General features: G+C 70.9%; 20 protein-coding genes. 7 read left to right on the forward strand and 13 right to left on the reverse strand.

Annotation, left to right across the window (positions count from 1 at the left end; genetic code table 11):
* Positions 1-25: 25 nt before the first annotated feature.
* From ACZ7HQ_RS29655 to nsdA, 4 genes are all read right to left on the reverse strand, one after another.
* Positions 26-2,482: a [protein-PII] uridylyltransferase gene (locus ACZ7HQ_RS29655; protein WP_470996259.1), complete on the reverse strand. Its 2,457-nt coding sequence runs from the start codon at positions 2,480-2,482 to the stop codon at positions 26-28.
* Positions 2,483-2,511: 29 nt separating this feature from the next.
* Positions 2,512-2,850, reverse strand: coding sequence for a P-II family nitrogen regulator (locus tag ACZ7HQ_RS29660; RefSeq protein ID WP_100828472.1), 339 nt, complete (start codon positions 2,848-2,850; stop codon positions 2,512-2,514).
* Positions 2,847-4,190 carry an ammonium transporter gene (locus ACZ7HQ_RS29665; protein ID WP_470996262.1) on the reverse strand — a complete coding sequence of 448 codons (1,344 nt, stop codon included), beginning with the start codon at positions 4,188-4,190 and terminating at the stop codon, positions 2,847-2,849. The genes ACZ7HQ_RS29660 and ACZ7HQ_RS29665 overlap by 4 nt, the downstream gene beginning before the upstream one ends.
* A 337-nt stretch (positions 4,191-4,527) precedes the next feature.
* Complete coding sequence (gene nsdA / locus ACZ7HQ_RS29670; RefSeq protein WP_470996265.1) at positions 4,528-6,006, reverse strand: transcriptional repressor NsdA; 1,479 nt, start codon at positions 6,004-6,006, stop codon at positions 4,528-4,530.
* Positions 6,007-6,497: 491 nt separating this feature from the next.
* Here nsdA and ACZ7HQ_RS29675 point away from each other — a divergent pair, with 491 nt between their 5' ends.
* On the forward strand, positions 6,498-7,160 hold the full coding sequence (locus tag ACZ7HQ_RS29675) for a bifunctional DNA primase/polymerase (protein ID WP_470996268.1): 663 nt from the start codon (positions 6,498-6,500) through the stop codon (positions 7,158-7,160).
* Positions 7,161-7,435: 275 nt separating this feature from the next.
* On the opposite strand, the gene ftsY is transcribed toward ACZ7HQ_RS29675, so the two are convergent.
* Positions 7,436-8,644: a signal recognition particle-docking protein FtsY gene (gene ftsY / locus ACZ7HQ_RS29680; protein ID WP_470996271.1), complete on the reverse strand. Its 1,209-nt coding sequence runs from the start codon at positions 8,642-8,644 to the stop codon at positions 7,436-7,438.
* Between the two features lie 168 nt (positions 8,645-8,812).
* Here ftsY and ACZ7HQ_RS29685 point away from each other — a divergent pair, with 168 nt between their 5' ends.
* Positions 8,813-10,264, forward strand: coding sequence for a cytosine permease (locus tag ACZ7HQ_RS29685; protein WP_470996274.1), 1,452 nt, complete (start codon positions 8,813-8,815; stop codon positions 10,262-10,264).
* A 54-nt stretch (positions 10,265-10,318) separates the two neighbouring features.
* Positions 10,319-11,299 carry an LLM class flavin-dependent oxidoreductase gene (locus ACZ7HQ_RS29690; protein WP_470996277.1) on the forward strand — a complete coding sequence of 327 codons (981 nt, stop codon included), beginning with the start codon at positions 10,319-10,321 and terminating at the stop codon, positions 11,297-11,299.
* A 123-nt stretch (positions 11,300-11,422) separates the two neighbouring features.
* Here the strand turns inward: ACZ7HQ_RS29690 and ACZ7HQ_RS29695 are convergent, their stop codons facing one another.
* The 4 genes from ACZ7HQ_RS29695 to ACZ7HQ_RS29710 all read right to left on the reverse strand — a co-directional run bounded on the left by ACZ7HQ_RS29695 (position 11,423) and on the right by ACZ7HQ_RS29710 (position 17,797).
* Complete coding sequence (locus tag ACZ7HQ_RS29695) at positions 11,423-12,838, reverse strand: sugar porter family MFS transporter (RefSeq protein ID WP_470996280.1); 1,416 nt, start codon at positions 12,836-12,838, stop codon at positions 11,423-11,425.
* 200 nt (positions 12,839-13,038) lie between these two features.
* Entirely contained in the window at positions 13,039-16,686 is a 3,648-nt protein-coding gene (gene smc / locus ACZ7HQ_RS29700) for a chromosome segregation protein SMC (RefSeq protein WP_470996282.1), read from the reverse strand.
* A gap of 245 nt (positions 16,687-16,931) precedes the next feature.
* Positions 16,932-17,135 carry a hypothetical protein gene (locus ACZ7HQ_RS29705; RefSeq protein WP_030346494.1) on the reverse strand — a complete coding sequence of 68 codons (204 nt, stop codon included), beginning with the start codon at positions 17,133-17,135 and terminating at the stop codon, positions 16,932-16,934.
* 380 nt (positions 17,136-17,515) lie between these two features.
* The gene (locus ACZ7HQ_RS29710) at positions 17,516-17,797 is read right to left on the reverse strand and encodes an acylphosphatase (protein ID WP_470996284.1); all 282 of its coding nucleotides are present in this window, start codon (positions 17,795-17,797) and stop codon (positions 17,516-17,518) included.
* Between the two features lie 181 nt (positions 17,798-17,978).
* Here ACZ7HQ_RS29710 and ACZ7HQ_RS29715 point away from each other — a divergent pair, with 181 nt between their 5' ends.
* A complete protein-coding gene (locus tag ACZ7HQ_RS29715) occupies positions 17,979-19,106 on the forward strand; it encodes a CAP domain-containing protein (RefSeq protein WP_470996972.1) in 1,128 nt (375 codons plus the stop codon).
* A 20-nt stretch (positions 19,107-19,126) separates the two neighbouring features.
* Here ACZ7HQ_RS29715 and ACZ7HQ_RS29720 read toward each other — a convergent pair whose 3' ends face one another.
* The gene (locus ACZ7HQ_RS29720; protein WP_470996287.1) at positions 19,127-19,678 is read right to left on the reverse strand and encodes a tyrosine-type recombinase/integrase; all 552 of its coding nucleotides are present in this window, start codon (positions 19,676-19,678) and stop codon (positions 19,127-19,129) included.
* 1 nt (position 19,679) lies between these two features.
* The gene (locus tag ACZ7HQ_RS29725) at positions 19,680-20,114 is read right to left on the reverse strand and encodes a phage integrase central domain-containing protein (protein ID WP_470996290.1); all 435 of its coding nucleotides are present in this window, start codon (positions 20,112-20,114) and stop codon (positions 19,680-19,682) included.
* Between the two features lie 267 nt (positions 20,115-20,381).
* On the opposite strand from ACZ7HQ_RS29725, the gene ACZ7HQ_RS29730 reads away from it, so the two are divergent.
* Both ACZ7HQ_RS29730 and ACZ7HQ_RS29735 read left to right on the forward strand, forming a co-directional pair.
* On the forward strand, positions 20,382-20,927 hold the full coding sequence (locus ACZ7HQ_RS29730) for a peptide deformylase (protein WP_470996293.1): 546 nt from the start codon (positions 20,382-20,384) through the stop codon (positions 20,925-20,927).
* A 393-nt stretch (positions 20,928-21,320) separates the two neighbouring features.
* The gene (locus ACZ7HQ_RS29735) at positions 21,321-21,494 is read left to right on the forward strand and encodes a hypothetical protein (RefSeq protein ID WP_470996296.1); all 174 of its coding nucleotides are present in this window, start codon (positions 21,321-21,323) and stop codon (positions 21,492-21,494) included.
* A 624-nt stretch (positions 21,495-22,118) separates the two neighbouring features.
* On the opposite strand, the gene ACZ7HQ_RS29740 is transcribed toward ACZ7HQ_RS29735, so the two are convergent.
* A complete protein-coding gene (locus ACZ7HQ_RS29740) occupies positions 22,119-22,703 on the reverse strand; it encodes a flavodoxin family protein (protein WP_470996299.1) in 585 nt (194 codons plus the stop codon).
* A gap of 121 nt (positions 22,704-22,824) precedes the next feature.
* Between ACZ7HQ_RS29740 and ACZ7HQ_RS29745 the strand changes: the two genes are divergently transcribed.
* Positions 22,825-23,235 (forward strand): winged helix-turn-helix transcriptional regulator, encoded by a 411-nt coding sequence (locus ACZ7HQ_RS29745; RefSeq protein ID WP_470996302.1) that lies wholly within the window; start codon positions 22,825-22,827, stop codon positions 23,233-23,235.
* On the opposite strand, the gene mutM is transcribed toward ACZ7HQ_RS29745, so the two are convergent.
* On the reverse strand, positions 23,208-24,068 hold the full coding sequence (gene mutM, locus ACZ7HQ_RS29750) for a bifunctional DNA-formamidopyrimidine glycosylase/DNA-(apurinic or apyrimidinic site) lyase (RefSeq protein ID WP_470996304.1): 861 nt from the start codon (positions 24,066-24,068) through the stop codon (positions 23,208-23,210). The two genes, ACZ7HQ_RS29745 and mutM, sit on opposite strands and share 28 nt — an antisense overlap.
* Between the last annotated feature and the right edge of the window lie 136 nt (positions 24,069-24,204).

The raw sequence follows: 24,204 nt of genomic DNA on the forward strand, positions 1-24,204 counted from the left end.
GGGGGCCGCCTGTCCGACCATGCGGTCACGCCCGCAGCGTCTCCTCCAGCACCCGGGCCGTGGACGCCGCGTCCGGCGCGGGCAGGGGCGCGCCCGCGCCCGTGGTGACGTAGAACGCGTCCACCGCGTTGGCGCCCAGCGTGCTCACGTGCATGCTGCGCACCCGCACGCCCGCCTTCTCCAGGGCCATGCCGATGCGGTGCAGCAGGCCCGGGGCGTCCTGGGCGCGGACCTCGATCACCGTGGCGTGGTGGGAGGCGGCCGGCGCCACCGTCACCCGGGGCGGCGGGGCGACCCAGCCGCGTCGGCGGGGGTAGGCCGCGTCCCGTTCGGCGAGGCGGCCGGCGATGTCCAGGCTGCCGTCCAGGGCGCGGACGAGGTCGGCGCGCAGCCGGGCCGCCTGCGGCAGGGAGCCGTACTCGGCGGCAACCCGCCAGTTGAGCAGCAGCACCGAGCCGTCCTCGACGTCGTCCGGCAGGCGCAGGGTGCGCAGCTCGGCCGTGCGGACGGTGAGGCGGTGCACGGCGAGGACACCGGCGACGGAGGGGAGCACGGCGGGCTGGTCGGGTACGGCGATGACCAGCTCGACGCCGAGGGGTTCCTGGGCGGGCTCCTGCTCGGTGGCCGGTTCCGTCTGGGTCTCCGTCTGTGCGCGCAGGGCGAGGACCGGGCCGCCCGTGCGGTACGCCTCGATCGCCAGCCGCTCCTGCTCGGCCGTGGGCGCGGCGGGCTCGGGCTCGTCGGGGGCGTCGCCGGCGAGCACGGCGGTGACGCGGCGGACCAGGTCGGCTACGAGGGAGCCGCGCCAGGAGGACCAGGCCGCCGGTCCGGTGGCGAGGGCGTCGGCCTCGGTCAGCGCGTGCAGCAGTTCCAGGGTGCTCTGGGTGCCGACCGCCTCGGCGACCGAGCGGACGGTCGCCGGGTCCTCGAGGTCGCGGCGTGTCGCCGTCTCGATCAGCAGCAGGTGGTGGCGGACGAGTGCCGAGAGCACGGCCACGTCCGCACGGTCGAAGCCGATCCGCGCGGCCACGTCCTTGGCGATGATCTCGCCGGCCACCGAGTGGTCGCCGGGCCAGCCCTTGCCGATGTCGTGCAGCAGGGCGGCGACCAGGAGGAGGTCGGGGCGGCTGACGCGGCGGGTCAGCTCGGAGGCGCGGACGGCCGTCTCGATCAGGTGCCGGTCTACCGTCCAGATGTGGACGGCGTTGCGCTGCGGGCGGCAGCGGACCCGCTCCCAGTCCGGCAGCAGGCGGCTGATCAGGCCCTCGGCCTCCAGCGCCTCCCAGACCTCCACCGTCGGGCGGCCGGAGCCGAGCAGCGTCACCAGCTGCTCGCGCGCCTCGGCGGGCCACGGCGCGGACAGGGGGCGCGCGGTGGCAGCCATGCGCCGTACGGCGTGCAGGGAGAGCGGGAGGCCGGCCTGCGCGGCGGCGGCCGCGGCGCGCAGAGGAAGCACGGGGTCGCGCTCGGGGCGCGCGGCACGGGCGAGCACCACCTCGCCGTCCTGCTCCACCACGCCCTCGGCGAGCGGGGAGCGCTCGGCGACGGGTTTCGCACCACCCAGCATGGCGCGCAGGCGCGGGCGGACGGCGCGCGAACGCAGCACGCGCCCCACCTCGCGCCAGGTGACGTCACTGGCGTACGAGATGACCCCCGCCGCCTCGTAGACCTGCCGCAGCAGCGTGTCCGCGTCCAGCAGCCCCAGCTCGGCCGCCACCTGGTCCTGCTCCTGCAGCGCGAGCCGGTCGGTCGCGCGCCCGGTCGACAGATGCAGCGCGTCCCGGACGTCGAGCAGGCGCCGGCGGGCGTCCGCGAGGCCCTCGCGCGGGGCGTCGGCGAGCCAGGAGGCGGCGACGGCGCGCAGGGCGGTGGCGTCCCTCAGTCCGCCGCGGGCCTCCTTGAGGTCGGGTTCCAGCAGGTACCGCAGCTCGCCCTGGCGTTCGGCGCGCTCGGCGCAGAGTTCCTGGAGTTCGGGGAGGCGTTTGGGCGCCTGGTTGCGCCAGTCGGCCAGGACGGCCGTACGCAGTCCGGCGGTGAGGCCGAGGTCGCCGGCGAGATGGCGGGCGTCCAGGAGGCCGAGGTGGACTTTCAGGTCCTCGCCGGCGGTCCGGCGGGCCTCCGCCGGAGTGCGCACGGAGTGGTCGAGGGCGAGACCGAGATCCCACACGGGGTACCAGAGACGGTCGGCCAGGGCGGCGACCGCCTTCGGGTCGGAGCCGTCGTGCAGCAGCACGAGGTCGAGGTCGCTGCGCGGGGACAGCTCGGCGCGGCCGTAGCCGCCGACGGCGACGAGAGAGACCCCCTGCACCCCCTCGGCCGCCGCGCTGAACAGTCCGGCCAGCCAGCCGTCGGTCAGTTCCGCGAGGGCGGCACGGCGCGGCGGCCCGGACCGCGCCCCCTCGGTGAGGAGGCGCAGCCGGGCCGCCGCGTAACCGCTGGGTCCCGAGTCCTCTGCTTCAGTTCGCACGTCCGTTCCCGTCACCCAGGGACTCCCGTTTCTCAGAATCGTGGTCAGAGCGCGTCCGGGCCGCGCTCGCCGGTGCGGACCCGTACGGCCGTCTCGACCGGCAGGGACCAGACCTTGCCGTCACCGATCTTGCCGGTGCGGGCCGCCTTGACGATGACCTCGACCAGCTGCTCGGCGTCGTCGTCCTCGGCCAGCACCTCGATGCGGATCTTGGGGACCAGGTCGACGGTGTACTCGGCGCCGCGGTAGACCTCGGTGTGGCCCCGCTGACGACCGTAACCGCTGGCCTCGGTGACCGTCAGACCGTGGACGCCGAATGCCTGAAGGGCCTCCTTGATCTCGTCCAGCCGGTGCGGCTTGACGACGGCGGTGATGAGCTTCATGCGTCCACCTTCTTGGTCTGCGCGGCGGCCAGGGCCGGGGCGTGGGCGGCGGAACCGATGACACCGCCGCCGGCGCCGCTGAAGTCGTAGGCGGTCTCGGCGTGCTCGGCCTGGTCGATGCCCGAGATCTCCTCGTCCTCGGTGACCCGCATGCCGATCGTCTTGTCCAGCAGGAAGGCGAGGACCGCGGAGACGATCAGGGAGTAGGCGAGGACCGCGCCGACACCGGCGCACTGCTTCCACAGCTGGGTGAAGGAGTGGTCGCCGTAGAGGACGCCGGTCGCGGTGGACTGGCCCTTGCCGGTGGCGAAGAAGCCGATCAGCAGGGAGCCGATGATGCCGCCGACCATGTGGACGCCGACGACGTCGAGCGAGTCGTCGTAGCCGAACCGGAACTTCAGGCCCACGGCCGCGGCGCAGGCGACACCGGCGATGGCGCCGACGGCGATCGCGCCGAGCGGGGAGACCGCGCCACCGGACGGGGTGATCGCGACGAGACCGGCGACCGCGCCGGAGGCGGCGCCCAGCGTGGTGAACGCGCCGTGGCGGATCTTCTCGTAGGCGAGCCAGGCCAGCATGGCGGCGGCCGTCGCGACCTGGGTGTTGACGAACATCAGCGCGCCGACGCCGTCGTCGTTGCCGAGCCAGGAGCCCGCGTTGAAGCCGAACCAGCCGAACCACAGCAGGCCGGCGCCGAGCATGACCAGCGGCAGGCTGTGCGGGCGCATCGGGTCCCTCTTGAAGCCGACGCGCTTGCCGATGACGAGGATGACACCGAGCGCCGCCGCACCCGCGTTGATGTGGACCGCCGTACCACCCGCGAAGTCGATCACGCCGAGCTTGTAGGCCCAGCCGTCGGCGCCCCAGACCCAGTGGGCGACCGGGACGTAGACGATCGTGAGCCACAGCGCGATGAACAGCGACCACGCCGAGAACTTCACCCGGTCCGCGAGGGCGCCGCTTATCAGGGCCGGGGTGATGATCGCGAACATCATCTGGAAGACCATGAACACGAAGACCGGGATGGTGTAACCGGGCCAGAGCTCCGTCAGGCCGATCTTGCGCAGACCGAACCAGTCGGAGTCCCAGCCGATGAGGCCGTTGTTCGTGCCGAAGGCGAGGGAGAAGCCGTAGAACACCCACAGAAGGGTGACGATGCCCATGCTGATGAAGCTCATCATCAGCATGTTCAGGGTGCTCTTGACGCGGACCATGCCCCCGTAGAAGAAGGCAAGGCCCGGCGTCATGATCAGCACCAGGGCGGAAGCAATGAGCATGAAGCCTGTGTTCGCGGCAGACAGCTTGGGTGCCTCCGCGGCAAGCGTGATGGCTGGTGCCATCGGCGTCTCCTCGTCGGTTGGTACGGCCCCGTGCGGGCGGTGCCTGAGCGGTCCGGCGGGTGTGGGGTGGGCCGGTTATGCGCCACGAGATTGACGCAGCGCGGTTTCGGTCGAAGCCACTCGTTGTTTCGCCGGGGTGACGAAGGCGCCCTGCTTGTTACGCCTGGATGAACCGCCGGATTCCGGACTCGGAGATCGTTGCCGTGACGCGGCCTCCTCCGGACAGCCCCTGAGGAGACAGGCCGGCCGCGGCGGCCTCTCCGATGACCTGGCGCGGGGGAGCCGAGTCGGGCAGTTCGGGAGGACCGGCCGCGGCCGGGGCACGGAGCCGGAGGCGTCAGACCGCTGCGGCGGTCTCCGGCAGGTCGACGGCGAGCTGGTCGGTGAGGTCGACGACGGCGGTGAGGTCGCCGTAGTCCCGTACGGCCGTGTCGACCGTCTTTCGAATACGAGTGTTCACACGCTCGGAGCGGACCTTCTTGGCGATGTCCATGGCCTGGGAGGCATAGGCCGTACTCTGTTCGGGCTCGCGCTGCAGCAGGTGCACGGTGGCCATGCCGATCAGGTTGAGGGCGTAGGACCGCTGGTGCTCGCTGTCCTTGGCGAACAGCTCGACCGCCCGCTGCATGAGCGGCTCGGCGAGGGAGGCGTAGGTGGGGCTGCGTCCGGCGACGTAGGCGAGGTCGCGGAAGGAGTGGGAGTTCTCGCCGTACAGCTCGGCCTCGGAGAAGAAGCGGATCCAGTCGGGGTCCGGCTCGTCCCACTCGTCGGCCTCGGCGAAGGTGGTCTCGGCCATGCGCACCGCGCGCTTGGTCTTGCCGGGCTGGCCCATGTTGGCGTACGCGCGGGCCTCCATCGCATACAGCATGGACTGGGTGCGCGGGCTCGCGCAGTCGCGGCTGCCGTACTGGGCGAGGTGGATCAGCTCCAGGGCGTCGTCGGGCCGGCCGAGGTGGATCATCTGGCGGCTCATGCTGGAGAGGATGTAGGAGCCGAGCGGCTTGTCGCCGGCCTCCTTGGCCGCGTGCAGGGCGAGGACGAAGTACTTCTGCGCGGTGGGCTGCAGTCCGACGTCGTACGACATCCAGCCCGCGAGTTCCGCGAGTTCGGCGGCGACCTTGAACAGCTTGCGGGCGGTGGCCTCGGGCTGGGGCTCCTGGAGCAGGTCGGTGACCTCGTGCAGCTGTCCGACGACCGCCTTGCGGCGCAGACCGCCGCCGCACTGGGCGTCCCACTGGCGGAACATCCGCGTGGTGGACTCCAGCAGGTCCAGCTCGGGCTTGGACAGCCGGCCGGGCCTGCGGGAGTCGAGGAGCGGATCGGGGTCGGGCGGGAGCGGGGAGGCGGGGGTGGGCACGAGCCAGCGCTGCATCGGCTCGATGAGGGACGGACCGGCGGACAGGGCCAGGGAGGTGCCGAGGAAGCCGCGCCGGGCCAGCATCAGGTCGCTGCGCGAGAACTCGCTGAGCAGGGCGACCGTCTGCGGGGCGGTCCAGGGCAGGTCGACGCCGGACGCGGAGGGCGACTGGCGGGCGGCGCGCAGGCCGAGGTCCTCGATGGAGACCACACAGCCGAAGCGCTCGGAGAACAGCTCCGAGAGGATGCGCGGGATCGGCTCGCGCGGGTTCTCGCCGTCCAGCCAGCGGCGCACGCGCGAGGTGTCGGTCGAGATGTGGTTGGCGCCCATCTGACGGGCCCGGCGGTTCACTTGGCGGGCGAGCTCGCCCTTGGACCAGCCGCTGCGCACAAACCACGATCCGAGCAGCTCGTTGGGGCGCTTGTCAGCGTTCGTCCCGCTACCGCCGTTGCCGCTCACTGGAACGCCCCCATCCCTGAGACCACTTGTCGTCGCTGCGACCCGCGGTCGCCCCGGAGGGAGACCGTCGCGCGCCAAGCCCTATCAGAATGCCGGTAAATACGGCTTCCCGTCCGGAGGTTCTCACCCTTCGAACGAGCCGACGACTCGCCTCCGGCATACCCATCGGTGCATATGCCTCCCGGGCTCGCACACTCACAGTAATCCTACGATCACCCGCTCAGCCACGGGGATCCCGGAAACGCCACCATTCGCCACCCCTTCGAATGAACTCACGGGCGCCCGGACGCGATTCACTTGACATACGACGGCCGGAAGTGGGCGGAGTGAAGCACGACGGGGCACGCAGCCGCCCGTACGCCACCCTGTTGCGCTTCAAGGCGCCGCCTTGGCCTCGCGTCGGCGCGGGAAGGCGGAGCCGTAGCGTTACGTTCCGCTTCCGTCCCGTTCCGTGTCGTAACCACCGGCGCGCCGGACCCGTTGGAGGGGGCATGGGCTTCACGATCGGCGGCATTCGCGAGATCCGTTCCGGCACGCGCCGGCGCGGCCGTCCGTCGGAGTGCACCACCGTCGCCGAGTTCACCGGCCTGTGGGGCTGGGACGTGGTGCCGGGCGCGCGGGCCGCGGCGGGGGTCTGCTCGTGCGGACGCGCCGACTGTACGGCGCCGGGCGCGCACCCGCTCGGCTTCGCACCCCAGGTGCCGGCCGGGGCCACACTGGACGAGGTGAGCAAGGCCTGGTCCGAGTTCCCGGGCGCCGCGGTGATGCTGCCGGTGGGCCGGGCGTTCGACACGGTCGAGGTCTCCGAGGCCGCCGGCCGGCGCGCCCTGGTCCGCCTGGAGCGGATGGGCCTCCCGCTCGGGCCGGTGACCGCGACCCCGGACGGCCGCGCCCACTTCTTCGTCGCGCCCGGCGCCGCCGCCGAGCTCCCCCGGCTGCTCTACCGCATGGGCTGGGACGACCCCACGGCCCTGGACCTGCGCGGCCTCGGCCCCGGCACGTACATCACGGCGCCGCCCTCCGACCAGGGCGGGCTGGGCCCGGTGCGCTGGCTGCGCCCGCCCGCACTCGACTCGGCGACCAGGCCTCCGGCGGCGCGGCTGCTGCTGGGGACACTGGCGTACGTGGCGCACAGGTCGCGGGCGCGGGGGTAGCCCTCGCCGGCACGGCGAAGCGCCCGTTCCGACTGCACCTCGGGACGGGCGCTTCTCGCGAGCAACTGCGAGGGGGGGACGTGGCCCCTGGGGCCTGTCACCGGCGGATCATGCCGGAGTCGCGGGGCAGGGTGCGCCCGTCTGCGGCGTTGTCGTCGGCCCCGACGCTCCGCGTCGACGCCCTCCTCCGCCTTGCAGCTGGACGCACCCTGCCCCGCTCGCCCGCACCGACACGGCGCCGTCGCCCGGAGCCGGCCTGATCCGCCGGACAGGGCCTAGTCGCCGATCAGCGCGTCCACGAACGCCTCCGGCTCGAACGGCGCGAGATCGTCCGCGCCCTCGCCGAGTCCGACCAGCTTGACCGGCACACCCAGCTCGCGCTGGACCGCGACGACGATGCCGCCCTTGGCCGTACCGTCCAGCTTGGTCAGCACGATGCCGGTGATGTCCACGACCTCGGCGAACACGCGGGCCTGGACCAGGCCGTTCTGCCCGGTGGTGGCGTCCAGGACCAGCAGCACCTCGTCCAGCGGCGCGTGCTTCTCCACGACCCGCTTGACCTTCCCGAGCTCGTCCATGAGCCCGGTCTTCGTGTGGAGCCGGCCGGCGGTGTCGATGAGGACGACGTCGACCCCCATCTCCTTGCCCTCCTTGACCGCGTCGAAGGCGACGGAGGCGGGGTCGCCGGCCTCGGGTCCGCGCACGGTGTAGGCGCCGACCCGCTCGCCCCAGGTCTGCAGCTGGTCGGCGGCGGCGGCGCGGAAGGTGTCGGCGGCGCCGAGCACGACGGTGCGGCCGTCGGCCACGAGTACACGCGCGAGCTTGCCGGTGGTGGTGGTCTTGCCGGTGCCGTTGACGCCGACGACCATCACGATGCCGGGCTTGCGGTCCTCCGGCTCGGTCTTCACCGTGCGGTCGACGTCGGTGCCGACCAGCTTGAGCAGCTCCTCGCGCAGCAGGCCGCGCAGCTCCTCGGGGGTGCGGGTGCCGAGCACCTTCACGCGCTCGCGCAGCCCTTCGACCAGTTCCTGGGTGGGCTGCACGCCGACGTCGGCGGTGAGCAGCGTGTCCTCGATCTCCTCCCAGGTCTCGTCGTCCAGGTGCTCGCGCGAGAGCAGCGTGAGCAGGCCCTTGCCGAGGGCGTTCTGGGAGCGGGACAGGCGGGCGCGCAGCCGGACCAGCCGGCCCGCGGTGGGCTCCGGGATCTCGAGCTCGGGGACCTCGAGGGCGGGGCCACTGGGCGGCTCCTCGACGACGACCGCGGGGCCGCCGGGGAGATCCACCTCCTCGATCGTCCGGCGCGGTTCGTCGCGCGGTGTCTCGGCCTCGTCGCCGACGTGCGGCTCGGCCGGGGGCGCGGTGATGTCGGGCGTCTTCGGGGGCGGCGGGGGCAGCGGCTTCCGGCGCCGGCTGCCCACGATCAGCCCGCCGAGCGCGCCGAGCACGACCACGGCGATGACTACAGCAAGGATGACGGTTTCCATAACTCGTCCAGTATCAGCCATGGGGTACGGGGAGAGGCTGTTTGTGGCTTCCTCCGAGAGACAAACACCACTTAAAGCGAGGAGTCGGAGCAAAGTACGATGGTGGCGGCTCTGTTGACGCGCGTAGAGTCCGATCGTCCCTGTCCCCCCACGTCTGGCCCCTTTTTCATGAGCAAAACCGTCGAGACCGAGGGCGCTCTCGAGACCCGTGGCATCGAGCAGGTCCCGGATCACGAACGCACCGGGAAGACCCGCGAGCTGTTCCCCACCTGGGTCGGCGCCAACATCAGCGTGCTGCTGCTGACCATGGGCGCGAGCCTGGTCGTGGCGTACCACCTGGACATCTGGCAGGCGCTCGTCGTGGCGGTGGCCGCGCCGGTCGTGTCGTACGGCCTGGTCGGGCTGATCGGCATCGCCGGCAAGCGGGGCGGTGCGCCGGGCATGGCGCTGTCGCGCGCGGTCTTCGGGCAGCGCGGCAACCTGCTGCCCGGCTCGCTGATCTGGGTCGCCCGCTGGGGCTGGGAGACGATCAACGCGGTGACCGGCGCCTACGCGATGCTCACCATCGTGGACATCCTGTTCGACCTGAAGGCGAACAGCGTGCTGGACATGGTGATGCTGCTGGTGTTCGTCGTCGCGACCTTCGCGATCTCCGGGCTCGGCATCAACGCCGTCCAGAGGTGCAACAAGTACGCGACCTATCTGTTCGGCGTCTTCTCGGTGCTGGTCCTGGTCTACCTGGTCGCGAATACGGACTGGTCGAAGGTTCTGCACCACGGCGGCGGCTCCACGGCCGCGGTGATCACCGGCGTCGGCATGATCGCCGCGGGCGGCGTCAGCTGGATCCCGACGGCGCCGGACTTCACCCGCTACCTGCCGCGTACGGCGTCCTCGAAGGCGATCGTCGGCACGGCGGTCGGCGGCGCCGGCATCGTCGTCCTGCCCATGGTCCTGATGGGCGCGGTGATGGCGGTCTCCACGCCGGACCTGGCCTCGGCGACCGACCCGGTGTCCTTCCTCGGCGAGATCCTGCCGACGTGGATCGCGGTGCCGTACCTGTTCATCGCACTGATCGGCATGCTGCTGATCAACTCGATGTCGATGTACTCGGCGGGCTTCACGGCGCAGACCCTCGGCTTCAAGGTGCCGCGGCACTGGGCGGTCTCGGTGAACGCGGTGATCTCGCTGGTCTTCGGCGGTGTGCTGATGCTGGTGGCGACGAGCTTCATGGGCTCGTTCATCGCCTTCCTGTCCCTGCTGGCGGTCGCCTTCTCGGCCTGGGTGGGCGTGTTCGGCGCGGACATGCTGCGCCGCACCGAGTACGACGGCGAGGCGATGACCGACACCACCCGCACCAGCGCCTACTGGTACCGGGGCGGCTTCTCCCCCGCGGCCGTGGCCGCCTGGGCGGTGGGCCTGCTGGCGGGCCTGATGTTCACCACCTCGGACTGGTTCACGGGTCCGCTCGCGAAGAACAACGTCATCGGCGAGTACGGCCTCGGCTGGGTCGCCACGATCGTGATCTCGGGCCTGCTGTACACGGTCCTGCCGAAGCCGGCCGTGACGACCGCGGCCGGGGCCGCCGAGACCGCCGAGGAGCCCGAGACTCTGGCCGTCTGACGCTCCGTCAGCTACCGTCCCCCTCCACCGCATCGCACCGGAGGGGGACTTCCCATGCCCGTCACGGTCGTCCGTTTCAACCTCGTCGCGCCCGGGGCCGCCCCCGCCGCCCTCTCGGCCCGCTACCGGGCCGCCCTGGAGATGGCCGCGTACGCCGATGAACACGGCATCGCCACCGTGCAGACGGAGGAGCACCACGGCGCGCGGAACAACTGGCTGCCGTCGCCGTTCGCCTTCGCGGGAGCGGTGTTCGGGGCGACCCGGCGGATCGCGGTGACCGTGTCTGCGGTGATCGGCCCGCTGCACGACCCGCTGCGGCTGGCCGAGGAGATCGCCGTACTGGACCTGCTGAGCGGCGGGCGGCTGGTGACGGTGGCCGGCATCGGCTACCGGCCCGAGGAGTACGCCCTGTTCGACGTCGACTGGAAGCGTCGGGGCCGGCTCCAGGACGAGCTGCTGGAGACGCTGCTGAAGGCGTGGACCGGCGAGGAGTTCGCGTACCGGGGCCGTACGGTGCGGCTCACCCCGCGCCCGTACACCGACCCGCACCCCCTGCTCCTGGTCGGAGGTTCCTCGAAGGCCGCCGCCCGCCGGGCCGCCCGCCTCGGCCTCCCCTTCTTCCCGAGCGCGCATCTGCCGGAGCTGGAGTCCTACTACAAGGAGAAGCTCACCGAGTACGGCACCGAGGGCTGGGTCATGATGCCCGCGGCCGAGACCCCCCTGCTGCACCTCGCTAAGGACCCGGACCGGGCCTGGGCGCACTACGGCGAGCACTTCCTGCACGAGGCACGGACCTACGCCTCCTGGCAGTCGGCGCAGATCCGCTCGGCGGTGAGGTCTGCGGCCACCACGGTGGAGGACCTGCGCGCGGAGGGCGTGTACCGCGTCCTCACGCCCGAGCAGTGCGTCGCGCAGGGGCTGGACAGCCTCGTCCTGCATCCGCTGGTGGGCGGGATGCCGGTGGAGGAGGGGTGGCGCAGCCTCAGGCTGTTCGCGGAGCGGGTGCTCCCGGCGCTGGAGGACCGGGCGGCGTAGGAGAGCCGTACGACACCGCCGCCCCCGGTCCGGGCAGTGGCCGGAGCGGGGGCGGCGGGTGGTGCGAGGAGAGGGGCAGCGGGGTCTTGGGCCCCGTCTCCTCGGTCTCGGGGGCTGTCCGTGTCAGCCCATCTCCTCCAGCGCCTTGCCCTTCGTCTCCTTGACGAACTTCAGGACGAACGGGATGGAGAGCGCGGCGAAGACGGTGTAGATCACGTAGGTGCCGGAGAGGTTCCAGTCGGCCAGCGACGGGAAGCTCGCGGTGATGGCCCAGTTGGCGATCCACTGCGCGGCGGCGGCCACGCCCAGGGCGGCGGCGCGGATCCTGTTCGGGAACATCTCGCCGAGCATGACCCAGACGACCACGCCCCAGGACAGGGCGAAGAAGAGGACGAACACGTGGGCGGCGATCAGGGCGACCCAGCCCTGGGTGGCCGGCAGCCTGCCGTCGACCAGGTGCGAGGAGAACGCCCAGGCCTCCAGGGCGAGGCCGAGAGCCATGCCGACCGAGCCGATGAGGGCGAGCGGCTTGCGGCCGATGCGGTCCACGAAGATCATCGCGATCACGGTGCCGACGATGTTGATGATCGACGTCGTGAAGGAGTAGAAGAACGAGTCCGTCGGGTCGACGCCCACCGACTGCCAGAGGGTGGAGGAGTAGTAGAACGCGACGTTGATGCCGACGAACTGCTGGAAGACCGACAGGCCGATACCGATCCAGACGATCGGCTTGAAGAAGAAGCCGCCGCCGAGCAGGTCCTTGAAGCTGGACTTGTGCTCGCTCTTCATCGCGTGCTCGATCTCGGCGACGCGCGCGTCCAGGTCGATGTCGCCCTCGACCTCGGCGAGGATCTCCTTGGCGCGCTCACGCTTGCCGACGGAGAGCAGGAAGCGGGGGGACTCGGGGATCGCGAAGGAGAGCAGGCCGTAGAGGACGGCGGGGATGACCATCACGCCGAGCATGACCTGCCAGGCCTCCAGGCCCATCAGGTGGCCGCGCTGGTTGCCGCCGGCGGCGTTGAGCAGACCCCAGTTGACCAGCTGGGAGATGGCGATGCCGACCACGATCGCGGCCTGCTGGAAGGAGCCGAGCCGGCCGCGGTAGGCGGGCGGGGCGACCTCGGCGATGTAGGCGGGGCCGATGACCGAGGCCATGCCGATGGCGAAGCCGCCGACGATGCGCCAGAAGGCGAAGTCCCACAGGGAGAAGGGAAGCGCGGAGCCCACGGCGCTGACGACGAAGAGCGCCGCCGCGATCTGCATGACCCGTATACGGCCGATCCGGTCGGCTATCCTGCCGGCGGTCGCGGCACCGATCGCACAGCCGATCAGCGCGACCGCGATCACCTGGGCGAGGGCCGCGGAGCCGATGTCGTACTTGCCGCGGATGGCCTCGACCGCGCCGTTGATCACGGAGCTGTCATAGCCGAAGAGGAAGCCGCCCATCGCGGCAGCCGCCGCGATGAAGATGACGTGCCCGAGATGTTCGGGGTGAGCCGTCCTGGCTCCTGGCTGAGGTGCCTGCGTTGTGCTGGTCACGGATATCTCCTCGGGCCCCGGCAACGCTGCCGGGTGGGGGTGAGCCCTTCCAGGTGAGACCTGAAGGTAAAAGCAACGTTGCAGAGACTATGCCTTCAAGTTTCGAAGTCAATACTTCAAACGCTGTGAGTTTTTCGATAGGCGCAGTTGCTCCATGTTCACTTCTTGAACACAGAGTCAGTTGATCTTGAATGCCTGCGCTAACGAAGGCGCTGCGAGATGACCTTCGATACGCCGTCGCCCTGCATGGACACGCCGTAGAGCGCGTCGGCGACCTCCATCGTGCGCTTCTGGTGCGTGATCACGATCAGCTGCGAGGCCTCCTGCAGCTCCTGCATGATCCGGATCAGCCGCTGGAGGTTGGTGTCGTCCAGCGCCGCCTCGACCTCGTCCATGACGTAGAACGGGCTCGGCCGGGCCTTGAAGATCGACACCAGCAGCGCGACGGCCGTCAGCGAACGCTCGCCGCCGGAGAGCAGGGAAAGCCGCTTGACCTTCTTGCCCGGCGGACGCGCCTCGACGTCCACGCCCGTGGTGAGCATGTTGCCGGGGTCGGTCAGGACGAGCCGTCCCTCACCACCCGGGAACAGCCGGCTGAAGACACCCTCGAACTCCCGGGCGGTGTCGCGGTAGGCCTCGGTGAAGACCTGCTCGACGCGCTCGTCGACCTCCTTCACCACCTGCAGCAGATCGGCGCGGGTCTTCTTCAGGTCCTCCAGCTGCTCGCTGAGGAACTTGTGCCGCTCCTCCAGCGCCGCGAACTCCTCCAGCGCCAGCGGGTTGACCTTGCCCAGCTGCTGGTACGCCCGCTCGGCGGCCTTGAGCCGCCGCTCCTGCTCGGCGCGGTGGAATGCCTTGGGCTGGTTGCGCGGGTGCTCGGGGTCGTCCGGGAGTACCTCGCCCTCGGCGGGGGGCGAGGGCGGCACGGGCTGGTGCGGACCGTACTCCGCGACCAGTCCCGCAGGCTCGACACCCAGCTCCTCCAGCGCCTTGGACTCCAGCTGCTCGATGCGCAGCCGCTTCTCGGCGCCGAGTACCTCGCCGCGGTGCACCGAATCGGTCAACTTGTCCAGCTCGGCCTTGAGTTCCCGTCCGGCGGTGCGGGCAGCGGTCAGCTCCTGCTCGCGCCGGGCCTTGGCGGCCTCGGCTGCGGTGCGTTCCCGTTCGGCCCGGGCCAGGGACACCTCGATGTGCGCGAGCAGCTGCCGGGCGCCGGAGGCGACGGCCTCGGCGACCGCCGCCTCGTGCCGCAGCCGGGCGCGGCGCTGCTCGGCACGCGCGCGTGCCTCGCGTTCCGCGCGGGCGGCCCGGTCGAGCGAGTCGGCCCGTCCGGCGAGCCCCTTGACGCGTTCCTCGTGGGTACGGACCTGGAGCCGGGCCTCCATCTCGGTCTGCCGGGCGTTGGCACCGTCGGCGGCCAGCCGGTCCCGCACGGAGGTGTCGGGTTCCTCCTCGACCGGCATCTCCTCGGCGACGGCCAGGCGCTCGGCCAGTTCCTCGGCCTCCTGTACGGCCTTCTCCAGCGCCTCCTGCGCACGTGCGGCGGCCGCGGCGGACCGTTCGGCCTCGCCCGCCGCCCCCCGCGCCTGTCCGGCGAGCCGCCCCAGCTGCTGGGCCACGGCCGACTTCTCCCGGTCGGCGGCCCGGCGGCGCTCTCCGATCTCCTCCACGAGGGCGGCGGCCTCGGTTCGCCGTTCAGCTGCCGTCCGCTGCTCCCGGGCCAGCTCCTCGCACCGCACCGCCAGCTCGGCCAGCTCGGCGGCGGCCTCGTCGACGGAGGCCTGCACCTCCAGCAGGCTGGGGGCCCCGGCGGATCCGCCGTGTGCGAAGTGGGCGCCCAGGAGGTCGCCTTCCGCGGTGACGGCGGTGAGTTCCGGGTGCGCGTGGACGAGGTCTTCGGCGTCGTCGAGGGTGTCCACGACGACGATTCCCCGCAGGAGGCGGCGGACGGCGGGCATCAGCTCGGCAGGGCCGCGAACCAGGTCGGCGGCGTGGCGCGAGGTGGGCAGGGCGGTGGCGGGCGGTCCGCCGTCCGCGGATACGTCGTGGCTGGTCGCGCCCGCCGGCGAAGCCGCATGCCGGTGCTGCTCCGCGCCCCCTGGGGACGCGTCCTGCGGCGTCGGCTCCGTCGCTCCTGCCAGCAGCAGTGCCGCCCGGCCGCCGTCCTGCTTGCGCAGGAGGCGGATCGCCTCGGCTGCCGCCGCCGTGGTCGACACGGCGATCGCGTCCGCCGCCGCGCCGAAGGCGGCCGCCAGCGGAACCTCGTAGCCGGGGGTGACCGTCAGCAGTTCTGCCGCCGGTCCGAGGACTCCGGTGAGCCGGTCGCGGTCCCCCAGGAGTATGCCGGTGCCGTCCTTCCTCCTCAGGCCCAGCGCCAGCGCCTCGTGGCGGGCCTGGGTCGCGGCGCGGGCGCGTTCGGCCGCGGTCGCCGCCTCGCGGGCCGTGCTCAGGGCCGCTTCCGCTCCCGCCAGCCGCCGTTTCGCCGCCTCGTGCTGCTCGGCCAGGTCCGCGTCGTCCGCGTCGAGGCCGTCGACCTCCGCCTTGAGCGCCTCGTACTCCTCCTGGGCCCGCACGGCACGTTCCTGCGCCTCGTCGCGGGCCGTGGCCAGGCGGTCGATCTCGGCCTGGGCCGAGGCCGCTCGGGAGCGCGCGGCGTTGACCTGGCCGGACAGGCGAGCCAGGCCCTCGCGGCGGTCGGCGATGGCGCGGGCCACGTCCTTCAGACGGCGTTCCTCGACGGCCAGCTCCCGCTCCAGGTCGGCGCGGTGGGACACGGTGTCGTCGAGGGCGCGCTGGGCCGCCTCCAGGGCCGCCTCCAGCTCGGCCTCCTGCTCACGGATGCGGGCGGCCTCCCGCTCCAGGTCCTCGGGGTCGCGGCCGCGGCGTTCGTCGGGGGGCGCGGAGGTGGCGCTCTTCACGCGGGCGTCGGCGAGGGAGACCGTGCCGCGGACCCGCTCGGCCAGCTGGGACAGCTCGTACCAGGTCTGCTGGGCGCGCTGCAGGCGGGGGGTGAGCTGCCGTACCTCGTCCTCCAGGAGGCCCTCGCGGTGCAGGGCCTTCCTGAGTTCCTGCTCGGCCGCCTCCTTGCGCTCCTTGAGGGCCGCCTCGTCCGCGATCTCGGCCTTGAGTGCCACGCGCAGGCGTACCAGGTCGTCGGCCAGCAGCCGCAGGCGTGCGTCGCGCAGATCCGCCTGGATCACGGCGGCCCGTCTCGCCACCGCCGCCTGGCGGCCCAGCGGCTTCAGCTGGCGGCGCAGTTCGTCCGTGAGGTCCTGCACGCGCGCGAGGTTGGCCTGCATCGCGTCCAGCTTGCGCAGCGCCTTCTCCTTGCGCTTGCGGTGCTTGAGGACGCCGGCCGCCTCCTCGATGAAGGCGCGGCGGCCCGTCGGATCGGCGTGCAGGACGGAGTCGAGCTGGCCCTGGCCCACGATGACGTGCATCTCCCGGCCGATGCCGGAGTCCGAGAGGAGTTCCTGGATGTCCAGGAGGCGGCAGGTGTCGCCGTTGATCTGGTACTCGCTGCCGCCGTTGCGGAACATGATCCGCGTGATGGTGACCTCGGCGTACTCGATGGGCAGGGCGCCGTCGGAGTTGTCGATGGTCAGGGACACCTCGGCGCGGCCCAGCGGCGGACGGCCGGTGGTGCCGGCGAAGATGACGTCCTCCATCTTGCCGCCGCGCAGCGACTTGGCGCCCTGCTCGCCCATGACCCAGCTGAGCGCGTCCACGACGTTGGACTTGCCCGAGCCGTTCGGGCCGACGACACACGTGATGCCCGGTTCGAACCGGAGCGTGGTCGCCGAGGCGAACGACTTGAACCCGCGGAGGGTCAGGGCCTTGAGGTGCACGCCGCTGGACTCTACCGGGCGCCGCTATCTCACTCCATGAACCCTCGCAACCGCGCGGTTTCACCGTTGAACATGCAGGGCACACCGTACGTTAAAGACGGTGAAAGGATGCGTGGGGCAAGAAAGAAGGGACGCCGAAGCGTCCCTTGCAACTCTGACGACCGGGTTCCGGTCGCCTGATCAACTGAGCGGTTGATACGGCAGCCTCGACCATTGCGACTGCTGTTGTGGAGCTGAGGCAGTGATCAGGTGAGCGCAGGCTCCGCCTGGTGTGCGTCGATGCTCTCCATGATCCTGTCCTGAGAGGCGGCAGCCGTCAGCGCTTCGTTCTCCGCCTGGATCCGTCCGAGCTCGGACTCCAGGTCCTGGACTCGCTGCTGCAGCCGTCGCATCTCGGCGAGGAGTCGAGGGTCGGAGCCGCCGACGTAACCGAGAAGCGCCTTTGCCATGATGGATGGTCCTCCACACTGAGTGACCGACCGATGCGGTGTGGGTCGTGAGGGATTCGCACCCGCGGTGCTTGGCACATCCGGGTGTTGCTCTGCTGTTGCTCCATGCCAAACAGCTAAGGTGCGCGGGGCTTTCAGCGTCTCACCAAAAAGTTTGACGGTCAACACGATCACGCCCTGTATTGGTGGGCAACCCGGGCGCGCGGCCGGAAAAGCGGCGGCGCTGCGACTCATCCGGGGCCCTCAGGGCGTGACGATCAGCTGTACCAGCGGAGCCTGCCATGCCGGGCCGTTCTTGGCAACCACCAGGCCGTTTCCGCTCTGAGCAGGCGCTTGCGGCAGTTTGCCGCGCGCCGGCGGGACGCCCGTGCGGCACCGGGTCAGCGGATGGCGAAGCCGTCGTAGCCGCCGCGGGGTGTGTCCCAGATCTCGGTGACTCCGTCCACTCGCCCGGGCGTGTCGTCGCCCTGGAGCCAGCCCAGGAGCCCCTCGCAGCCCTCCCGGGCCCCCTCCGCGACCACCTGGACGCGGCCGTCCGCCAAATTGAGAGCAAAACCACTCAGGCCGCCGATCTCCAGCGCCTTGGCACGCGTGAACCAGCGGAAACCCACACCCTGCACGCTTCCGCGCACCCAGGCGACCAGTCGTACTTCTTCGCTCATGGATGCAACCTAACCGGCCGATGTCGGTCAGGACACGTCGCCCCTCGGCGGCATGGGGTACCGTCCCGAGCCAATGCATCTCATATGAAACTCACTCGATCGAGTGAGTCGGGTTGGCCAGAGGGAGTCACTCGCCACGCAGGCGCCGGTCGACCGCGAGGACGAGGAAGAGGGCAAGGACATGGGACGCCACCGACGCATCGCCGCCGGCCGCGCCGCCACGAGCCGCGCCACAGGGGGCATACGCCCGCAGCGCTCCGGCAGCGGAGGCGACGGCTCGCGGAACTCCTACGCGGGCGAGGTGCCCAGGGGCATCGCACCGTACCTGAACCCGGAGGCCTACGCGGACGCGACCGCCAAGGCCCACGCCTATCTGTTCGCGGCGGACGGCGAGGGTGCGCCGGGCGGCTCCGCCGGCGGCGGCTTCCCCCCGGCCGGCGGCCCCTCCCCCGACGACCGGCACCGGAAGAAGGCCGGGAAGCCGGTGCGGGCCGGCCTGCTGGGAGTGTCCGCGGCCGTCGCGCTCGGTACGGCCGCGGTGGCCACGGGTGTGGTGCCGGGTCTGCAGAACTACAAGCTGGGCGGCGCCACGCACGCCACCGGCGGCGAGCGGGTGCAGGCGGTGGCCACGCCGAGCAACACGGCCGCCGAGCAGGGCGGCACCTCGGGCAGCGCCGACAGCCGGGCGGCCGGCGCCGGCACCAGCCGGAACACCACGCGCCCGCAGTCTCCGAGCCCGTCCGCCCCCGCGTCGGCGTCGGCATCGGCCTCCCCCACGCCCAGCCCGTCCAGGACGCCGTCCGAGAAGCCGGCGCCGACGGCCACGCCGTCGAAGCCTGGCAGCACGAGCAGCCCGACACGTACGGCGACGAAGACCCCCAAGGCACCCAAGGCGCCGGCGGCGACGTCCGCGCCGGAGACGGTGTCGGCGCGGTACGCCGCCGAGGCGGAGGTGCTCAAGCTGGTCAACCAGGAGCGGGCGAAGGTCGGGTGCAGCCCGCTGGCGGCGAACTCCGCGCTGACCAGGCTGGCCGAGACGTTCAGCGACGACATGGCCGCGCGGGACTTCTTCGACCACACCGACCCCAACGGCAAGTCGCCCTGGGACCGGGCCGCGGTGGCCGGCATCACCGACCTCGGCGGCGAGAACATCGCCCGCGGCCAGGCCGACGCGGCGGCCGTGATGCAGGCCTGGATGAACAGCCCCGGCCACCGCGCCAACATCCTGAACTGCGACTTCAAGACCCTCGGAGTCGGCGTCCACTTCGGCCCGGGCGGGCCTTGGTGGACGCAGGACTTCGGATACTGAGATAGCCGCAGGTCAGGCGGCTAAGCACCCTCCTGGGCCGTGTCCGGGCCGTCAATCGTGGGTTCCTCGTCCGCGAAGACGCGATCCACGGCGGCCCGGGTCCGGGTCCCGCTCGACGGCATCAGGTGGGTGTACGTCCGCAGCGTGAAGCCGGGGTCATGGTGGCCCAGGTACTCGCTCAGAGCCTTGATGCTCTCCCCCGCGTCCAGCAGCACCGAGGCATAGAAGTGGCGTAGCGCGCGCATGCCGTTGTCCCGCCCGGTCTCGGCACCCGCGGCTCGAAGTGCCGGCCGCCAGACGCGGTCGTTGAAGCGGTTCCGATCCAGCGGTAACCCCATGGTGCCGGTGAAGATCCGCGACGCCGTGACGGGAGGACCGTCGAGGGTCTTCCACGGCAGCGTGATCCTCGCGGCCGGGTGACCCTTGAGGTGACCGGCCAGCGCGAAGGCGACGGACTCAGGCAGAGGAACCTCACGCTCCTTGCCGACCCTCGGCGAAGCGAACACCGGCCGGGACAGCCGCAGTAGCTTCACCTGCCGTACGACGTGCACCACTCCCCCGAGGAAGTCCACGTCAGCGGTCCGGCAGCGCCGAGCGCACGGCCATGATCCGTTCGGCAGGCCACGGCTTGACCTTGCGGGGCTCCAGGCGTGGAGCACGCACAGACCGAGCGCTGCACGGGTTGGTCCGGATGATCCGGTCCTCGACGGCCACGGTGAAGACCGTGGAGACATGGGCGTAGATGCCGCGCCGGTACCCGGCGGATAACCCACGGTCCTCCAGGGTCCGCAGCCAGAGCCTCAGGTGTGACGGGGTGAACGAGGCCAACGGCCGAGTACCCAGGTACGGGATCGCGTGCAGCCGCAGACGACTCTCCACGGACTCACGGATCGCGGGGTCCGTGATCTGCGTGGCCATCCACTCTGTGGCGTACTGCTCGAACGTGACCTTGCCAGCGTCGGGGTCGAGGTAGTCGCCGCGCGACATGTCGGCGAGCCGACGACCCACGGCCCGCCTCGTAGCAGGTAGCTGATGTACTCCGGGGTGAGATCTCTTCGGGCGCTGGCCCCCGGCGCCAAGGTTCCGTCGGTGCGTGACGAGATCCTCCGTTAAGAGGGACTCATCTACACCAGCCCCGGCCGAGGCAGCTTCGTCCGCGAGCGGACGGATTTCGAACCGCAGCACGAAAAGCACTCCCCCGAGTATCTGGCGATCACGAAGCAGCTCAAGGCACTCGACTCGACTGTTGAGGACCTTGCGAGTCGGCTGGCCCAGTTGGAAGAGCTGGCGAAGGATCAGCGTCCAGCGTCCTGGCGACACCGTCGACGCGATGAGCTAGCCGGTCGATACTGGCCGTCGCCTCACTCAAGCGCTCAAGCACCTCTGCCAGTTCGTCCGGGGAACTCCGCCGCCGAGCGAGCCGCCAAGATTCACCTGTCCAGTAAGGGCATGGGATGCGCGGCACCTCAGATCGGGATCGACCGGGCCGCCGCCATCGTCCGCACACCACAGGGAGAGACGATCACACTCCTGAACCCGCGAGTCATCGAGGAGTCTGCGGAGAGCGATGATCAGTACGAGGGGTGCTGGAGCTTCTTCGACGTGCGGGGCAAGGTACCGCGACCGCTGAGCATCACGGTCGAGCACCAGGACGTGGACGGTGAGGGCCGCATCACGATGTTCGACCATGGCGTCGCACGCCTCGTCGCACACGAGATCGATCACCCGGAAGGCGCCCTGTACACCGCGCGCATGCGCCCAGGAGTGGACCCCATCCCTGTCTCCGAGTACAGAGGCACCGGTCGGTCATGGAACTACTAGGCCGAAGGAACTCGTTCCTGACCCCGAGCCCGTTACGGATTTCTCTACCTCATCGAGCCCCGGCTGCGCTCCGCCCGCGCTGCGCCGACGCGCGCCCACTGCTTGACGCCCTGAATGACGCCCGCTCCACGGAGTGTGGGTCGACGGCGTACGGGATGGGAGCTGGGGTGAGTGGTGGCGAGGGGTACGGAGTAGGCGCAAGGAAGGGGGCGAGCGGCATAGCCTCGATCCCCAGGGATATTCACAAGCGCACAACGTTGCGGTATGTGACCGGGATTGCCGACGCTGTCGCTCTACCTAGTTACGGATCGGGACGATTTACTGTCCGCAGATACTGATTGACTCGGATGTGGTTGATTGCTGGCCACGCACGGCGCTCGGACAGGAACGTGGATGATGATCACCCTGGTGGCCACTGAAGTCAACGCTGAACAACGCAAGTACGCCCTCCGCATGCTCCGAAGCTGCGTCCAGACACTTCAAGAACAGAACGAAGTCAATCGACAGCTCCTACAGGACGCCGCCAACTGGGCCGTCATCGCCGAAGCCCTCAAGCGGCGCAGCTAGGTGTATTGACCCGCAGGGTTGTTCACGCGGGTGATGGGCGGCTGGCCTCCGAGTGCGGTGTGGCAGCGGTGATGGTTGTAGCTGTGCAGGGCCAGCGTGCTTCGAACGCAGTCCTGACTGATCGGGATCCGCCGCCACCTGCTCACATGGCGGCGCACTCCGGCACCGCGCCGTGACCGAACCCGCCCCGGCGCCGTCGCCCTCCGTGTCCGGGCGGTTGCGCGCGATCGCTGTCGACGGGCAAAGCACTCAAGGAATCAGCACATGGCGGGACGCCATCGCACGACAGTTGTGGCTCTCCATCGGTGAGGTGTTCGTGCCGGTCGGGCGCGTAGCAACACCCACATCCTGCACAGCACAGAAGAACAGCAATTATGGCGACCGCGAGTGGCTGACCCCAGCCACCGTTAGCCCGTTGATCAGACTGATAGACCTGAGTGACCTCCGCGCCCGCAGTTCGCATCCAGGGAGCCGCGGGCCGTGCCACGTGGGCGTCCCCCGCCGGGGCGGTGAGGATCGGGCCAGCCAGTCCGCGGCCGGGCGTCTCCGCCTGAGCGGGCCCCGGGTCACGCCCCGGTGACCGGCCGACGCAGCCGTGACGTCGGCCGGTCCCGGGCCGTTCGGCTATGCGGCGGCCTGTCCGCGGGCGAACACCTTCGCCGTCTCCGTCACCCGGCGGCCGAGGTGCTCGGCGGTGGCGATGTCCGCCTTGTGAACGCCCTCGGGGCCCTCGTCGTTGTTGGTCTGGGCGGCGGCGCCGGCGAAGAAACCGAGGCGGTTGAGGTCGTTCTCGGAGGCGGTGCTGGCGTTCCAGCCGGGGTGCAGGCCGAGGTTGACCCAGGTCATGCCGTGCTGGGCGGCGAGCGTCTGGAAGAACTGCAGGGTGTGCTGCTTGTCCCCGCTCTTGGAGGCCGAGTTGGTGAAGCCGGCGGCCAGCTTGTCCTTCCAGTCCTGGCCGAACCACCGCTTGGAGGTCGCCTCCGCGAAGACGTGGAAGGCACCCGAGGCGGTGCCCATGTAGGTGGGCGAGCCGAAGACGATCGCGTCGGAGCGGTCCAGCGTCTCCCACTGCTCGTCGGTGATCTCGTCGACCTTGATCAGGTGCACCTCGGCACCCGCGTCGGCGGCCCCGGCGCGGACGGCCTCGGCGAGGACGGCGGTGTGGCCGAAGCCCGAGTGGTAGGCGATGGAAACGACAGGAGTGGTCACAGAGACTCCTTGAAAAGGCTGGCTCGGACGGGGCAGCTCAAGAGCAGTGACTCCAGGAAAGCACTAACCCTTGGTTAGTGCAACCTCGCGGTTAGCGCTGCGCACGCGTACCCTTTGCTCCATGACCGCCACCACCCGGGACCAGGACGACCAGGTGTACGACGACCTGGCCTACAACGTCTTCGCCAAGGCCTGCCCGTCTCGCGGCACGCTCGAGCACGTCACGGGCCGCTGGGGCGGACTGACACTCGGCGCGCTGTACGAGGGCTCGCTGCGCTTCAACGAGCTGCGCCGCCGCGTGGACGGGGTGAGCGAGAAGATGCTGTCCCAGACGCTGCACGCACTGGAGCGGGACGGCCTGGTGCACCGCGAGGCGCAGCCGACGAACCCGCCGCGCGTGGACTACGAACTGACCCCGCTCGGCCGCCAGGTCGCCGAGCGCCTGCTGGCGCTCATCCACTGCGTGGAGGGCGCGATGGACGACGTGCTGGCGGCGCGCACGCGTTACGACGAGACGCGCGGCGGCCTCTGACACTTCGGGCAGAAGTAGCTGGAGCGGTTCATCCAGGGGCGGCGGCGCATCGGCGTGCCGCAGCGCTTGCAGGGCAGGCCCTCGCGGCCGTAGGCGTCCAGGGACCGGTCGAAGTAGCCCGACTCACCGTTGACGTTGACGTACAGGCTGTCGAAGCTGGTGCCGCCGACGGCGAGGGCGGCGTTCATCACGTCGCGGACGTGGCCGAGGAGTGCCGTCGTGACCGGGCGGGTGAGGTTCGCCGTGGGACGGTCGTAGTGGATCCGGGCGCGCCACAGCGCCTCGTCCGCGTAGATGTTGCCGACCCCGCTGATCAGCGACTGGTCCAGCAGGGCCCGCTTGATCGTGGTCCGCTTGCGGCGCAGCGCCTGGTGGAAGGCCTCGTCGTCGAACAGTTCGTCGAGGGGGTCGCGGGCGATGTGCGCGATGACGTCCGGCAGGCCCTCGGGGGTGTTGTCGTGCAGCGACAGCCCGCCGAAGGTGCGCTGGTCCACGAAGCGGAGCTCTGTGCCGAGGGAGTCGGCGAACCGGACCCGGATCCGCAGGTGCTTCTCGTCCGGCGCCTCGTGCGGCTGCACCAGCAGCTGACCGCTCATGCCGAGGTGGGCGAGGACGGACTGGTTGGTCTCCTCCAGCGGCAGCCACAGGTACTTGCCGCGCCGGCTGGGGGTGCCGATGTGGTGGCCCTTGAGGCGGTGCGCGAAGTCGTCGGCGCCCGCGATGTGCCGGCGTACGGCACGCGGGTGCAGCACCTCGACCTCGGCCACGGTGCGGTGGGCGACCCAGCGCGCGAGGCCGCGCCGGACGACCTCGACCTCGGGCAACTCGGGCATCGGAACCCCCGTACGAAGCGGTGGATGAGCTGAGCGGCCGCCTCTCCCGGGAAAGGGGGGGCGGGTGCTCGGTCCCGCTTTGGGCTGGGCGGGGGGGGAGGAGGAATCTTCGGCGCTTACGGGTTTCTTTTCCCCC

The organism is Streptomyces sp. NPDC037290 (genome assembly GCF_055603245.1).

What these genes read in the sequence shown, in the direction of transcription:
- ACZ7HQ_RS29660 (WP_100828472.1), bottom strand. Translation starts at nt 2,850, where the DNA reads ATGAAGCTCATCACCGCCGTCGTCAAGCCGCACCGGCTGGACGAGATC.
- ACZ7HQ_RS29665 (WP_470996262.1), bottom strand. Translation starts at nt 4,190, where the DNA reads ATGGCACCAGCCATCACGCTTGCCGCGGAGGCACCCAAGCTGTCTGCC.
- ACZ7HQ_RS29675 (WP_470996268.1), top strand. Translation starts at nt 6,498, where the DNA reads ATGGGCTTCACGATCGGCGGCATTCGCGAGATCCGTTCCGGCACGCGC.
- ftsY (WP_470996271.1), bottom strand. Translation starts at nt 8,644, where the DNA reads ATGGAAACCGTCATCCTTGCTGTAGTCATCGCCGTGGTCGTGCTCGGC.
- ACZ7HQ_RS29685 (WP_470996274.1), top strand. Translation starts at nt 8,813, where the DNA reads ATGAGCAAAACCGTCGAGACCGAGGGCGCTCTCGAGACCCGTGGCATC.
- ACZ7HQ_RS29690 (WP_470996277.1), top strand. Translation starts at nt 10,319, where the DNA reads ATGCCCGTCACGGTCGTCCGTTTCAACCTCGTCGCGCCCGGGGCCGCC.
- ACZ7HQ_RS29705 (WP_030346494.1), bottom strand. Translation starts at nt 17,135, where the DNA reads ATGGCAAAGGCGCTTCTCGGTTACGTCGGCGGCTCCGACCCTCGACTC.
- ACZ7HQ_RS29710 (WP_470996284.1), bottom strand. Translation starts at nt 17,797, where the DNA reads ATGAGCGAAGAAGTACGACTGGTCGCCTGGGTGCGCGGAAGCGTGCAG.
- ACZ7HQ_RS29715 (WP_470996972.1), top strand. Translation starts at nt 17,979, where the DNA reads ATGGGACGCCACCGACGCATCGCCGCCGGCCGCGCCGCCACGAGCCGC.
- ACZ7HQ_RS29735 (WP_470996296.1), top strand. Translation starts at nt 21,321, where the DNA reads ATGATGATCACCCTGGTGGCCACTGAAGTCAACGCTGAACAACGCAAG.
- ACZ7HQ_RS29745 (WP_470996302.1), top strand. Translation starts at nt 22,825, where the DNA reads ATGACCGCCACCACCCGGGACCAGGACGACCAGGTGTACGACGACCTG.
- mutM (WP_470996304.1), bottom strand. Translation starts at nt 24,068, where the DNA reads ATGCCCGAGTTGCCCGAGGTCGAGGTCGTCCGGCGCGGCCTCGCGCGC.